We start from the raw sequence: 12682 nt of genomic DNA, 5'->3' as shown, positions 1-12682 counted from the left end.
GACCGGCTGCCTCAGCCGGTCGCCATGCCCCAGAGCATCCAGCCGTTCAGCGCGACGATCACGGCAGCGATGAACCACGCGATCACAAGCAGCCAGCGCGGGGCGGCCATGTCGCCCATCACCCCGCGGCTGCCGGTGAAGGCGACGAGCGGCAGCACGGCGAAGGGCAGCTGAAGGCTCAGCACCACCTGGCTCAGCACCAGCAACTGCGTGGCGCCAGAATCGCCGGCGATGGCGACGCCGATCACCGCCGGGATGATCGCCAGCCCACGGGTGATGAGGCGGCGCAACCACATCGGGAGGCGCAGATCGAGGAAGCCCTCCATCACGATCTGCCCAGCAAGCGTACCCGTGACAGTGGAATTCTGGCCGCTGGCAAGCAGCGCGATCGCGAATACGGCGCTTGCCGCCCCGACGCCCAGCATCGGCGCGAGCAGTTGATGCGCTTCCTCGATCTCGGCCACCTCGGTGCGGCCGGCGACATGGAAGGTCGCAGCGGCGAGGACGAGGATGGCCGCATTGATGAAGAAGGCCAGGCCGAGGCTCACCGTCGAATCGATCGTCGCCATCTTCAGCGCGTCGCGCTTCTTCTCCTGTCCGGCGCCGACGGCCCGCGTCTGCACGATCGCGGAGTGGAGGTAGAGGTTGTGCGGCATCACCGTCGCACCGAGAATGCCGATTGCGATGTAGAGCATCAGCGGGTTGCTGACGATCTCGGTCGAGGGGATGAGGCCGGCGGCGGCAGCGCCCCAATCGGGGCCGGCCCAGGCAAGCTCGAGCGCGAAGCAGCCAGCGATGACGATGAGCAGCGCCGCGACGAAGGCTTCCAGACGGCGGAAGCCGTAGCGTTGCAACGCGAGGATCAGGAACACGTCGACCGCCGTGACACAGACGCCCGCGACGAGCGGCAGCCCGAACAGGAGCTTCAACGCGATGGCCGTGCCCAGCACCTCGGCAAGGTCGCAGGCGATGATCGCGATCTCGCACAGCACCCACAGCACCAGCGAAACCGGTCGCGAGTAATGCCGGCGACACGCCTGCGCGAGATCGATCCCGGCCCCGATGCCGAGCCGCGCCGACAGTGCCTGAAGCACGATCGCCATCAGGTTTGACAGCAGGATGACGCTGAGCAGCGTATAGCCGAAGGCCGAGCCGCCGGCGATGTCGGTCGCCCAGTTGCCCGGATCCATATAGCCGACCGCAACCAGCCAGCCGGGACCGGCGAACGCGAAAAGCCGGCGCCAGAACCCCGCCCCTTCCGGAACGCGGATCGACGAATGGACTTCCGGCAGCGATCGCATCAGCTCTGCGGCAGGCGGCGGTGTCATCCGCGCTGCAATGCGTGAGCGATCTGCGGGTTTCAACCGTTCAGTCGCGCAAGAATGGCGGCGTTGCGCGCGAGCAGCGCCGGATCCCGCTGCGAGGTTGCGGTCAGAATCGCGCCGTTAAGTGCCGTGTCGATCGGCGATGGCGTGCGCCGTTCCGGCAACGCCGCGATGAAGGCTGACACCGCGTGGCGCGCGATCGCGCCGTTGGCGATCATCTGCTCGACGATCTCGTCGACCTCGACCGGTGCTTCATCTTCGCGCCAGCAATCGTAATCGGTAACCATGCCGATGAGAGCGTACGGCAGCTCCGCCTCGCGGGCGAGCCGCGCCTCGGGCATCGCCGTCATGCCGATGACGTCGCAACCCCATTGGCGGTACATTTCGCTTTCGGCCCGGGTGGAGAATTGCGGACCTTCCATGGCGAGATAGGTGGTCCCCTCCGTCACCTGCGCCCCCGCCGCCTGAACCGCTGCCGCAGCGAAGGCGGACAATCGCTCACAAACCGGATCGGCCATCGACACGTGAGCGACAAGACCTGTGCCGAAGAAGCTCTGCGGGCGGTGCACCGTCCGGTCGACGAACTGTTCGACGACGGCGAAGCGCCCCGGCGCCAATTCCTCCCGCAGCGAGCCGACCGACGAGATGGCCAGGAGATCGGTGCAGCCGGCGCGCTTCAACGCATCGATGTTGGCGCGTGCGGGGGTCTCCCCCGGTGCAATGCGGTGGCCGCGACCGTGCCGCGGCAGAAACCGCAACTGAACATCCGCTATGCGCCCGAAGAGGATTTCGTCCGACGGCTCGCCCCATGGCGTTTCCACGCGGCGCCATTCGGCATCTTCAAGATCATCGATGGCATAAAGGCCGGAGCCGCCAATGATACCGATCGTCCATTGCCCGTTCATCGCTTTCCTCCGATACTCCAACGCATGACGATCATTCGCGCTGCCGCCGCCTTAATCGCTTTGTCTCTTGCCGGGACCGCGCATGCCGCCCAACCAATCGCGGGGCGTTGGCTGACGGAAGATGGCAGCGCGATCGTGCAGGTGGGCCCGTGCGGCGGGGCGACGTGCGGCCGAATCGCGACGGTGGTAAAGGCCAAGCCGAATGCGCCGACGACCGACGTCAACAACCCCAACGCCGCGCTCCGTAATCGCCCGATCGTGGGCATGCCGATCCTGTCGGACTTCAAGGACGCGGGCAATGATTGGCGCGGGCGCATCTATGACCCGCGTAACGGCAAGAGCTACAAGTCGATCGTCAGCCGCGGCGAGGACGGCACGTTGCGCGTGAAGGGCTGCATCTCGTTCCTGTGCCAGACGCAGGTCTGGCGCCCGGCGCGCTGAGCGACACCCGCGCCGAGCTACAGCGGCGAGGCGGCCGACCCGGTGTTGTAATGGTGCCAGGCGAAGATCGCCGCCGCGCCGCGATGCGGCCGCCACGGCTCCGCCAGTTCCCGGATCAGCTTCTCGCTCGGACGGCTGTCGTGGCCGAGGATGCGGCCGATCTCGATCTGAACCGCGAGATCTCCCGCCGGCCAGATATCGGGCCGGCCCTCAGCGAACAGAAGATAGATCTCGGCTGACCAGCGACCAATCCCCTTCACGCGGACGAGCTGCGCGATGGCGGCCTCGTCATCCTCCGGCAGGCGATCGAAATCGAGACGGCCGGAGCTGACCTCTTCCGCAAGGCTGCGCGCGTAAGCCGCCTTCTGGCGCGAGAGGCCGGCGGCACGCAGCGTCTCGTCGGCCGCCGCTGCGATCAGCGCGGGATCCCCTGCCCCGCCGACGGCCTCGTCCAGCTTTCGCCACATCGCATCCGCCGCCTTCACGCTCACCTGCTGGCCGAGGATGGTGCGTAGCAGGGTGGCATAGCCACGCTCGCGGATGCGGGGCGGCGGATAGCCGACGCGGGCCACCGCCGCGGCGAAGGCGGGCTCTATTTCACCCAGCGAATCGACCGCCGCGTGCAGATCACGCTCGTTCAGCCCCATTGCGAGGCGCGCCGAAGGAAGGCATGGGTCGCACAAACTTGCGGGGAGAACATGATGCCGAAGCTTATCGTCACGCTGCGCGACGGGGAAGAACGCGAAATCGACGGCGCGGCGGGGCTGTCTGTCATGGAAGTCATCCGGGATGCCGGGATCGACGAGATCCTGGCGCTGTGTGGCGGCTGCTGCAGCTGCGCGACCTGCCATATCCATGTCGACCCGGAATTTGCGGCCAAACTGCCGCCGATCACCGAGGACGAGAACGACCTGCTCGATTCGTCCAGCAGCCGCGACGAATATTCGCGCCTGTCGTGCCAGGTGCCGTTCGACGCCAGCCTCGATGGGCTGAAGGTGCGGATCGCCGAAGAGGATTGATCAGACACCCGGCGCCCGCCGCAACCAAGGTTGCGCGGGCGCCTGCCCCTCCGCGCGGCAGAGGGGCGCCGACCGGTCAACGCGTGGTGATGGCGTAGAGCGCGATCGCCGCGGCGTTGGACACGTTCAGGCTCTCGACCTTCGGGCTGATCGGCAGCTTCGCCAGCTGATCGCAATGCGCCTCCGTGTTCTGGCGCATGCCTTCGCCCTCGGCGCCCAAGACGATCGCGATCCGCGCGTCGCCGATCACCTCGCCCAACGTCTGGTTCGCATGGCCCGTGAGGCCGACGCGCCAGAAATCGGCTTCGGAAATCTCGTCGAGCGCGCGGGCAAGGTTCACCACGCGCACCCACGGCACGGTCTCCAGCGCGCCGGAGGCGGAGCGGGCGAGTGCCCCCGATTCGGGCGGGGCATGCCGATCCTGCGTGACGATGCCGAGCGCGTCGAACGCCGCCGCCGAGCGAAGCACGGCGCCGACATTATGCGGATCGGTGACCTGATCGAGGATCACCAGCGGGCGCCGGTCGTCACGACCTTGCTCGAGCAAGTCGCCGAGCCAGATCTCCTCCAGCGGATCGACCTCGATCACCAGGCCCTGGTGCGGCGCATCCGCTGGCACCATACGGCCGAGATCGGCGACATCGGCATAGACGACCGGGAGCAGTGGCGGCAGCGACAGGCTGGCAAGCGCCTCCCGCGTGCCCCACAGCTTGCGCACGGTGCGCTCCGGATTGGCGAGCGCGGCGGTGACGGCGTGGCGCCCCCAGAAACGGGGGCGGCCGGCCGGGGCCTGGCTCGGGCGGTGACCACGGCGTGCCATCAATTATCGTCCTCGGGATCGGGATAAGCAAAGGGATCGGTGACTGCCGGCTTCGTCGGCATCGGCGGGCGCGGCAACGCCTTTTCGGCATTGGCGGCATTGAGCAGGAACGCGGCGAGGATCGTCGAACCCTGACGAAGATCCTCTTCCTTCAGGTGATCGAAAGTGTCGGCCGAGGAATGGTGCGCCCGGCTGTTGTAGTCGAGCGGATCCTGGATGAACTGGAAGCCCGGCGCGCCGACCGACTGGATGAACACGTGGTCCGTGCCGCCGGTGCGGCCAATGGCGACGGTCGTCATGCCGAGGCCGCTGAACGGTGCCAACCAGTCACGGAAGATCTCCGCGGCGGCGGGGTTGTTCTCGGCATAGATGCCGCGGAAACGGCCCGAGCCATTGTCGACGTTGAAGTACGCCGCGAGATCGTTGAACCCCGGGCGCGGGGTGATCGGCCAGCGCTTGGACCATTCGAAGTACCGCCGCTCGCCGACCAGTGGCGGGTCGTTCGGGCCGCCGCGCGTTGCAAGGTTCTTCTCGACCCACGCCAGGCTGCCGAGCAATGCCTGCTCCTCGCCGTTCCATAATGCGAAGCGGATGGTGCGCTTCGGCCGCACGCCCAGCTTCGAGAGGATGCGCGCCGCCTCCATGATGACGGCCGTGCCCGCCGCATTGTCGCTCGCGCCGTCCCCGGCGACCCAGCTGTCGAAATGCGCCCCGGCCATCACATAGCCCGCCTTTGGATCGGTGCCGGGGATCTCGGCGAAGATGTTGTACGCCTGAGTATCGCTATCGTCGTAGCGGACGTTGCTGACGATCTCGAGCGTTGGCGCAGCGCCGGTCTTGGCGAGGCGTGCGAGGCGGCGGTAATCCTCCGCCGCGATCTCGACGCCCGGCAGCGACGGCGACTTGCCGGCTTCGAACATATAGCCTTCGCCGTGGACGAGCTTGCCATCGCGATACGAGATGGTGGCATAAGCAAGCGCCCCTTCCGCCTTCAGGAAGGCGTCGCGCTGCTTCTCGAAATCGGCCTCGCGCAGTTCCTTCGCGTCGGCGGCAGGATCATGGCGCGGGAACTTGTACTCGCCGAGCTTGCCCAGTTCCTCGTCGGTGTAACGGCGGAACGGCGGGCGGGTGCTTTCCAACCCCGTTCCCGGCGGCGACACGAGCACGATCTTGCCAGCCAGCTGCCCGCGATACCGCGCGAAATCGCGGGCCGTCTTCATCGGTGCAACCACGATCGGCGCCGACAATGTTCCCTGCGTCGGCGGCGTCCAGGCGATCGGAATGGCGGTGAGCTGGATCGGGCGCGGCGTGACCATCCGCACGCTGGAGCCCTCGATCCACCAGCCGCGGCCGAAACCGAAACCTTCCTTGCGGACGTTCTTCAGCCCCCATTCGGCGAACTTCGCCTGCGTCCACGCTTCCGCGGCACGCATCTGCGGCGAATTGGTGAGGCGCGGGCCGATCACGTCGGTGAGGTGCTGCGCGGTGGTCATCACCTGCGAATGCGCCAGCCCCTCGTCCATGATTCGCGCGGTCGCGGCACGATCCTGCGCGACGGCAGGCGCCGCGATCATGGCCGTGGCGAGAAGAAGGTGGCGCATCAACGACGTAATCCCCTTAGGTTTCAGGGCGCCGTTGCTATTGCCTGCCCCTGCCAGGCGCAACCGTGATGAGAAGATGCGACAGGTGCGTTGACAGGGCGCATCGGCTTCGGCATTGGGCGCCCTCGCTTTGACGAGCGGCCCGGTGGAAGGGTGGCCGAGTGGTTAAAGGCAGCAGACTGTAAATCTGCCCACGCAAGTGTACACTGGTTCGAATCCAGTCCCTTCCACCAACTTACCGCGGCGCCGGTGACGAGGTGCCTGCCGGTCTCCGACAGCGATGATGACGAGGGCAAGATCGAACGCACGTGGCCGATCAGACGGCTGCTCTCGCGACGATCAGCCCCATCGGAATGCCCCGCAATAAGCGGGCGTCTCCTCCCCTCACCATACGATCGGCACGGATCCGATCGGATCGGCTCCACCGGCGACAATTCCCCTTCGATGGGCAGTTGACCGCCACCGATCGGTCGTGGCAGTGCGCACACGCTCGATGCGGCGCGCGGGTATAGCACAATGGTAGTGCAGCAGCCTTCCAAGCTGAATACACGGGTTCGATTCCCGTTACCCGCTCCAGCCGCCTCGAGCGGCTAGGCCCTGATCAGTCGACCAGCGCGATCAGGAAGCCGTCCCACTTCTTTCCGCCCACCGTCTGTATCGCCGTGGCGCTGAGCCGCGGTTCGGCAGCGACGGCATCGAAAAGGGCGCGCGTGCCGATGACGCGCGGATCGTCGCTGGCGGCATCCAGCACGTCACCTTCGCGCACGACGTTGTCGACGATGATCACCGTGCCGGGGCGGGAGAGGCGAAGCGCAGCGGTCAGATAGGCGACGTTCGACGGCTTGTCGGCATCGATGAAGACGAGGTCGAACGGGCCTTCCAGCCCTTGCAGGGTCTCCACGGCATCGCCGACGAGCACCGACACGCGCTCTGCGACGCCTGCGCGCTGCAGGTTCCCGACGGCGACCGCGGCGTGATGCGGATCGATCTCCAGGGAGATGACGCCGCCGCCCTCACCCACCGCACGAGCCAGCCAGATGGTGGAATACCCGCCGAGCGTGCCCACTTCGAGTACGCGACGAGCGCCGATCGCGCGGGCGAGCAGATGGAGGAATTTCCCCTGTGGCACCGACACGTCGATGTCCGGCAGGCCTGCCGCGGCATTCGCCGCGCGCGTGGCAGGATGATCGTCGGGGATCAGGCGGTCGACGATGTATTCATCGACCGCCGTCCAGAGCGCATCGGGGTCTCCCTTGCGCTCGACCATCGGATCAGGCCGCGGCTACGGCCGGGGTCTTGCGGGCCGACGCTGCCCAGATCTCGTCGATTGCCGACCCGAGCGATTTGTTGAACTCCGCGTCGGTCATGCCGGAACGCAGGTCTTCGAGCAGCGCGCGGCTGAAGCTTGCGATCACGCCATGGTTCTTGGCGAGTTCCACGCACGCCTCGGGGCGCTTGAATCCGCCCGACAGAGCGACGACGCGAAGCACGCGCGGATGCTCGACCAGCGGGAGGAACAGATCCGGCTTTGTCGGCAGCGAAAGCTTCAGCATCACCTTGTCGGTGCCCGGCATCGAATCGAGCGCCTTGGTAAGCTCGTCGAGCAGGATCGCATCTGCTTCAGCGCGCTCCGGGCTCTTGATGTTCACCTCGGGCTCGATGATCGGCACGAGGCCGTGGCTGAGCACCTGCTGCGCCACTTCGAACTGTTGTGCCACCACGGCAGCGATGCCCTCGCGGTTGGCGAGGTTGATGACCGAGCGCTCCTTGGTGCCGAAGATGCCGAGCTTGGCAGCACGATCGAGCAAAGCGTCGAGGCCGGGCATCGGCTTCATCAGCTGCACGCCGTTCGCCTCGTCCTCCAGGCCCTTGTCGATCTTCAGGAACGGCACGACGCCGCGGTCCTGCAGCGCCTGCGGGACGGGCTTGCCACCGGCCTCACCATCCATGGTGCGCTCGAACAGGATCGCGCCGATCACCTTGTCGCCGGTGAAGGCGGGCGAGGTAATGATGCGGCTGCGCATCTGGTGGATGAGGCCGAACATCTCTTCATCGTTCGACCACGCGCCTTCCTCGATCCCATAGCCCTTCAGTGCCTTGGGGGTGGATCCGCCCGACTGGTCGAGCGCAGCGATGAACCCTTCGCCGTTGGCGATCTTGGCGGTCATCTCGGCAGGCGTCATGTGTTCCCCTCTTCGTGCTTGACTATTCCCCGGCGTCGTAGGCGGCATCGTGCGATTCGGCTAGGCGCGGTGCACCATCACCGGCGGCGCTTCGCCGGATCGGATGCGATGAAGTGGATCGCCTGTCCGCCGCCCGGCGCAAGTTCGATCCTCAAGCGGTCACCCTTGCGTACCTCGCGGCGTTCGACGGTCATCGAGTGGCGCGATTTGGTGCGGAAGTCCGCGCCCGGACCATCGCGGAAGATCGCCGCGGTATAGGTGCGGCCCTGATCGAGGAAATCGAGCGTGACGGTTGTGCTGCGCGCCTGCTCGTCCCCCACGGCGCCGAGGAACCAGTCGTCCGATGCCTTCGCCTTGCGCGCGACGGTGACATAATCACCGACCTCACCGTTCAGGATGCGCGTATCGCTCCAGTCGGTCGGCACGGCGCGGATGAAGGGCAGCGTTTCGGGGTAGCGGGCGTATGCCTCCGGCGTGTCGGCGACCATCACGACGGGCGAATAGATCACCACGTAATTGGCAAGCTGCTTGGCGAGCGTCGAGGGAATGTCGCTGTCGTTCGACCCCTTCAGGCTGACGATGCCGGGGGTGAAATCCATCGGCCCGCCTAGCAGCTGGGTGAAGACCAGGTTCGCCTCATGCTCCGGCGGGTTCTTCGCCTCCCAGCTCATATATTCCATGCCGCGGCCACCTTCGCGCGAGATCCAGTTCGGATAGGTGCGGCGAAGCCCGGTGTCCTTCACCGGCTCATGCGTGTCGATCGACACCTTGTACTTGGCCGCGGTGGTGACGACGCGCAGGTAGTGGTTCACCATCCACTGACCTTCGTGCCACTCGCGATGCTGCGAGCCATCGGGATCGATCCGCTCCGCCTCGCCGGCATCGGTGACATAGCCAGTCTTCACCGCCGGAATGCCGTGCGCTTGAGCATAAGCGAAGGCGCGTTCGAGCTGGCCGTCGTAATGGCTGGCCGAGCCGCCGGTCTCGTTATGGCCGATCAGGTACACGCCTTTGGCGGCGGCGTAGCGCTGCAGCTCGGCAGCATCGAAGTCCTCGGTCGGCTGGTCGAACTGCATGTCCTTGCCGTTGCCGAACCAGTCACCGTCCCAGCCGACGTTCCAGCCCTCCACCAGCACGCCCGGGATATTGTTGGCCGCCGCGAAATCGATGTAGCGCTTCACGTTCGCTGTCGTGGCGCCGTGCTTGGGCCCGCGTGCCCAGGTCCAATGGCCGGTGATCATGTTCCACCAGACGCCCGCGAACTTGCCCGGTTTGACCCAGGATACGTCGCCCAGCTTGTTCGGCTCGTTGAGGTTGAGGCCGATGCGGCTGGCATAATAGAGGCCGGGCGCGTCATCGGCGATGGCGATCGTCCGCCACGGCGTCGAGAAGCCGGCATCGCGCGAGACGGATGGTGCGCCCGAGCCAGGTGTCAGATCAGCGATGAAGGCATTTGGCCGGTCGCTGCGCCGCAGATTCATGCCGGCATAATCGATCAGGGCCGCCTCGTGGATCGCGACATGCGTGCCGCTGTCGAGCTTCACCGTCATCACCGTCTGCGCGGTGCCGACACCATCCAGCGGCGTTTTCTTGTAGAGATATTCCTCGCGGTTCCAGAGATACGCCGGCTTCCACCAGGCCGTCCCGCCCTCCGCAAAGGCGAACTCGGTCAGCTCGCCCGCGATGTTGACGCGGCGCATGTTCGGTTGCTGCGGCAGGGTGTAGCGGAAGCCGACCCCGTCATCGAACAGGCGGAAGGTGACGCCGATCTCGCGGCGCAGGTTCTTCGCCTCGCGCAGCCGGACGGTGAGTTCGTTGTGATGATCGCGGATCGTCGCCCATTCGCCCCACGGCTGGCGCCATGTGGTGTCGACCGTATCCGTCGCGGTGCCCGCAAGCGTCATCGCCCGGTCGATTTTTGGCGCGTCGGTGAAGAGGAAGCCGAGGCGGCTGTCGTTCAGCAGCGGCTTGCCGTCCCGCTGGACGGCGTAGCTTGCCCGGCCTTCCCCATCCAGGCTGACCGTCACGGTAATTCGGCCGTTGGGGGACGCGGCCTTGGCGACGACATTGGCGGTCGCCTTGTTCGACAGATTGTCCTGCGCCGCTGCGGGAGCCGCGATCGTCAATCCGCTCAACGTCAATGCGAGCGGCGCCAGCAATCTCATCTTTCTCTCCGACACTTAAGCGCCGCCCGTTCGTTGGCGTCTCGGCGGCACCACCTGCCTACCGCGATCATTCGACGTGGCAAGGCGGGAGCGGTGGCACAGCACGGGCAAGATAAGGTAACGACCGCAGAATGAACGCACGTTTCGGCTCGATCCACCATCACCGTATGCTTCGCGTCGCCGCGGCGACCCCAATGGCGAGCGTTGGCGACACGGTCGCCAATGCCGAGGCGACGATTGCGCTTGCCGGTCGCGCCCACGAGGAAGCGGTGGACCTGGTCGTCTTCCCCGAACTCAACATCACGTCCTATGCGATCGACGATCTGCACCTGCAATCGGCGCAGCAGAGCGCGACGGTGGATGCTCTTCGTGCGGTAGCCGCCGCGACCAGCGACCTTCGTCCTGTGCTGGTCGTTGGCGCGGCGCTGCTGCGCAACGGGCGGCTGTACAATTGCGCGGTCGCGGTCGGACACGGCCGGATCCTGGGCGTCGTACCGAAGACCTTCCTACCCAATTACCGCGAATATTATGAGAAGCGCTGGTTCTCGAGCGGTGCTGGCCTCACCGGGCTCAGCATCGAGATCGGCGAGGAAACGGTTCCGTTTGGGACCGACCTGGTCTTTGCCGCGCGGGACCTGCCGCACTTCATCTTCCACGCCGAGATCTGCGAAGATTACTGGTCCCCCACCCCCCCGTCGACCATGGGAGCGCTGGCCGGGGCGCTGGTCTGTTGCAACCTCTCCGCGTCGAACGTGGTGATCGGCAAGTCGCGCGAGCGGACGATGCTGTCGAGCGCGCAGTCGGCACGCGCGGTGTGCGCCTACGTCTATTCCGCAGCCGGCCCGGGCGAGAGCACGACCGACCTGGCCTGGGACGGCCAGGGAACGGTGCATGAGCTGGGCGAGTTGCTGGCGGAATCGACCCGCTTCGCGCTGGACCCTGAGTTGGTGATCGCCGACGTCGACTGCGAGCGGCTGACGCAGGAGCGGCTTCGCGTCGGAACCTTCGGCGACGCGGCGACCTTCGCCGGGCAACCCGAGACCAGGTTCCGTCGGGTGCATTTCGAGCATCAGCCCGACTTCGCGGATGTCGGGCTGAGACGCGCGATCCGACGCTTCCCCTTCGTGCCGGACACGCCTGAGCGGCTTGACGAGGACTGCTACGAAGCGTTCAACATCCAGGTCGAAGGCCTGCTGAAGCGCGTGCAATCCACCGGCGTCGAGAAGCTGGTGATCGGCGTGTCGGGCGGGCTTGATTCGACCCACGCGTTGATCGTCGCGGCCAAGGCGCTCGACCGCCTCGGTCGGCCGCGATCCGACATCCTCGGCATCACGATGCCCGGCTTCGCGACGAGCGAAGGGACAAAGGGCAACGCCTGGAAGCTGATGCGCGCGCTCGGCGTCACGCCGGAGGAAATCGACATCCGCCCGGCGGCGCGCACCCTGCTGGAAGGACTTGGGCACCCGTTCGCCAAGGGCGAGCCGGTGTACGACATCACGTTCGAGAACGTGCAGGCAGGCCTGCGCACCGACTATCTGTTCCGCATCGCCAACCAGCGAAACGGCTTCGTCGTCGGCACGGGTGACCTCAGCGAGCTCGCGCTTGGCTGGTGCACCTTCGGCGTCGGCGATCACATGAGCCACTACGGTGTGAACGCGGGCGTACCAAAGACGCTGATCCAGTTCCTGATCCGCTGGTGCATTGCGACGGATCAATATGACCGCGAGACGGACGCCGTGCTGGACGCGATCCTCTCCACCGAGATTTCGCCCGAGCTGGTGCCGGCGGATGCAAGCGGCGCGCTGCAAAGCACCGAGAGCAAGATTGGGCCCTATCCGCTGAATGACTTCTTCGCGCACTACGTGCTTCGCCACGGCCTTGCGCCGTCGAAGATCGCTTTCCTCGCCTGGCATGCGTGGCGCGATGCCGAGGCCGGTCGCTGGCCGATCGGCTATCCGGAGGAAGGTCGAACCGCCTACGAGCTTACCTCGATCAAGCACTGGTTGGAGAAGTTCCTCTTCCGCTTCTTCCAGTTGAGCCAGTTCAAGCGCTCGACCTTGCCTAACTCGCCAAAGGTGTCGGCGGGCGGTGCGGTCTCCCCACGCGGAGACTGGCGTGCGCCGTCGGACGGCACCGCGAAGATCTGGCTTCAGGAGCTCGACGCGAACGGGCCCGGAAACATGTAAGTTTTTCTCTTGGAAACGTGATATTTACTCCCGCGCG

11 protein-coding genes and 2 tRNA genes are annotated in these 12682 nt (G+C 66.2%); 5 read left to right on the top strand and 8 right to left on the bottom strand.

Annotation, left to right across the window (positions count from 1 at the left end; translation table 11 throughout):
- Positions 1-11: 11 nt before the first annotated feature.
- Complete coding sequence (locus ACH0AE_RS11535) at positions 12-1328, bottom strand: Nramp family divalent metal transporter (RefSeq protein WP_294441593.1); 1317 nt, start codon at positions 1326-1328, stop codon at positions 12-14.
- A gap of 32 nt (positions 1329-1360) precedes the next feature.
- Complete coding sequence (gene mtnP / locus ACH0AE_RS11530; RefSeq protein WP_294441594.1) at positions 1361-2230, bottom strand: S-methyl-5'-thioadenosine phosphorylase; 870 nt, start codon at positions 2228-2230, stop codon at positions 1361-1363.
- Positions 2231-2254: 24 nt separating this feature from the next.
- Between mtnP and ACH0AE_RS11525 the strand changes: the two genes are divergently transcribed.
- On the top strand, positions 2255-2671 hold the full coding sequence (locus ACH0AE_RS11525; protein WP_294441595.1) for a DUF2147 domain-containing protein: 417 nt from the start codon (positions 2255-2257) through the stop codon (positions 2669-2671).
- Positions 2672-2688: 17 nt separating this feature from the next.
- On the opposite strand, the gene ACH0AE_RS11520 is transcribed toward ACH0AE_RS11525, so the two are convergent.
- Positions 2689-3318: a DNA-3-methyladenine glycosylase gene (locus ACH0AE_RS11520; protein ID WP_294441596.1), complete on the bottom strand. Its 630-nt coding sequence runs from the start codon at positions 3316-3318 to the stop codon at positions 2689-2691.
- Positions 3319-3372: 54 nt separating this feature from the next.
- Here ACH0AE_RS11520 and ACH0AE_RS11515 point away from each other — a divergent pair, with 54 nt between their 5' ends.
- Positions 3373-3690, top strand: a complete 318-nt coding sequence (locus tag ACH0AE_RS11515; RefSeq protein ID WP_294441597.1) for a 2Fe-2S iron-sulfur cluster-binding protein — start codon at positions 3373-3375, stop codon at positions 3688-3690.
- Between the two features lie 76 nt (positions 3691-3766).
- Here the strand turns inward: ACH0AE_RS11515 and rlmB are convergent, their stop codons facing one another.
- Both rlmB and ACH0AE_RS11505 read right to left on the bottom strand, forming a co-directional pair.
- Positions 3767-4510, bottom strand: coding sequence for a 23S rRNA (guanosine(2251)-2'-O)-methyltransferase RlmB (rlmB, locus tag ACH0AE_RS11510; protein ID WP_294441598.1), 744 nt, complete (start codon positions 4508-4510; stop codon positions 3767-3769).
- Entirely contained in the window at positions 4510-6111 is a 1602-nt protein-coding gene (locus ACH0AE_RS11505) for a M20/M25/M40 family metallo-hydrolase (protein ID WP_294441599.1), read from the bottom strand. The genes rlmB and ACH0AE_RS11505 overlap by 1 nt, the downstream gene beginning before the upstream one ends.
- A gap of 147 nt (positions 6112-6258) precedes the next feature.
- Between ACH0AE_RS11505 and ACH0AE_RS11500 the strand changes: the two genes are divergently transcribed.
- Together ACH0AE_RS11500 and ACH0AE_RS11495 are read left to right on the top strand one after the other, a co-directional pair.
- Positions 6259-6344 (top strand) — tRNA-Tyr (locus ACH0AE_RS11500).
- Positions 6345-6613: 269 nt separating this feature from the next.
- Positions 6614-6687 (top strand) — tRNA-Gly (locus tag ACH0AE_RS11495).
- Between the two features lie 25 nt (positions 6688-6712).
- Here the strand turns inward: ACH0AE_RS11495 and ACH0AE_RS11490 are convergent.
- The 3 genes from ACH0AE_RS11490 to ACH0AE_RS11480 all read right to left on the bottom strand — a co-directional run bounded on the left by ACH0AE_RS11490 (position 6713) and on the right by ACH0AE_RS11480 (position 10459).
- Positions 6713-7378: an O-methyltransferase gene (locus tag ACH0AE_RS11490; protein ID WP_294441600.1), complete on the bottom strand. Its 666-nt coding sequence runs from the start codon at positions 7376-7378 to the stop codon at positions 6713-6715.
- Between the two features lie 4 nt (positions 7379-7382).
- Entirely contained in the window at positions 7383-8294 is a 912-nt protein-coding gene (locus tag ACH0AE_RS11485; RefSeq protein ID WP_294441601.1) for a fructose bisphosphate aldolase, read from the bottom strand.
- Positions 8295-8371: 77 nt separating this feature from the next.
- Positions 8372-10459, bottom strand: a complete 2088-nt coding sequence (locus tag ACH0AE_RS11480) for a glycoside hydrolase family 97 protein (protein WP_294441602.1) — start codon at positions 10457-10459, stop codon at positions 8372-8374.
- Positions 10460-10590: 131 nt separating this feature from the next.
- On the opposite strand from ACH0AE_RS11480, the gene ACH0AE_RS11475 reads away from it, so the two are divergent.
- On the top strand, positions 10591-12645 hold the full coding sequence (locus tag ACH0AE_RS11475; protein ID WP_294441603.1) for an NAD(+) synthase: 2055 nt from the start codon (positions 10591-10593) through the stop codon (positions 12643-12645).
- The last annotated feature ends 37 nt before the right edge of the window (positions 12646-12682 follow it).

The sequence above is a fragment of the Sphingomonas sp. 179-A 2A2 NHS genome (genome assembly GCF_045371305.1).
Lineage (GTDB): Bacteria > Pseudomonadota > Alphaproteobacteria > Sphingomonadales > Sphingomonadaceae > Sphingomonas.
Note: the sequence above shows the minus strand (reverse complement) of the source record. Positions and strands in the feature narration are given on the sequence as shown.

Excerpts from the sequence above, each read along its gene's own strand:
- ACH0AE_RS11535 (WP_294441593.1), bottom strand. The coding sequence starts at position 1,328 with ATGACACCGCCGCCTGCCGCAGAGCTGATGCGATCGCTGCCGGAAGTC.
- mtnP (WP_294441594.1), bottom strand. The coding sequence starts at position 2,230 with ATGAACGGGCAATGGACGATCGGTATCATTGGCGGCTCCGGCCTTTAT.
- ACH0AE_RS11525 (WP_294441595.1), top strand. The coding sequence starts at position 2,255 with ATGACGATCATTCGCGCTGCCGCCGCCTTAATCGCTTTGTCTCTTGCC.
- ACH0AE_RS11520 (WP_294441596.1), bottom strand. The coding sequence starts at position 3,318 with ATGGGGCTGAACGAGCGTGATCTGCACGCGGCGGTCGATTCGCTGGGT.
- ACH0AE_RS11515 (WP_294441597.1), top strand. The coding sequence starts at position 3,373 with ATGCCGAAGCTTATCGTCACGCTGCGCGACGGGGAAGAACGCGAAATC.
- rlmB (WP_294441598.1), bottom strand. The coding sequence starts at position 4,510 with ATGGCACGCCGTGGTCACCGCCCGAGCCAGGCCCCGGCCGGCCGCCCC.
- ACH0AE_RS11505 (WP_294441599.1), bottom strand. The coding sequence starts at position 6,111 with ATGCGCCACCTTCTTCTCGCCACGGCCATGATCGCGGCGCCTGCCGTC.
- ACH0AE_RS11490 (WP_294441600.1), bottom strand. The coding sequence starts at position 7,378 with ATGGTCGAGCGCAAGGGAGACCCCGATGCGCTCTGGACGGCGGTCGAT.
- ACH0AE_RS11485 (WP_294441601.1), bottom strand. The coding sequence starts at position 8,294 with ATGACGCCTGCCGAGATGACCGCCAAGATCGCCAACGGCGAAGGGTTC.
- ACH0AE_RS11480 (WP_294441602.1), bottom strand. The coding sequence starts at position 10,459 with ATGAGATTGCTGGCGCCGCTCGCATTGACGTTGAGCGGATTGACGATC.
- ACH0AE_RS11475 (WP_294441603.1), top strand. The coding sequence starts at position 10,591 with ATGAACGCACGTTTCGGCTCGATCCACCATCACCGTATGCTTCGCGTC.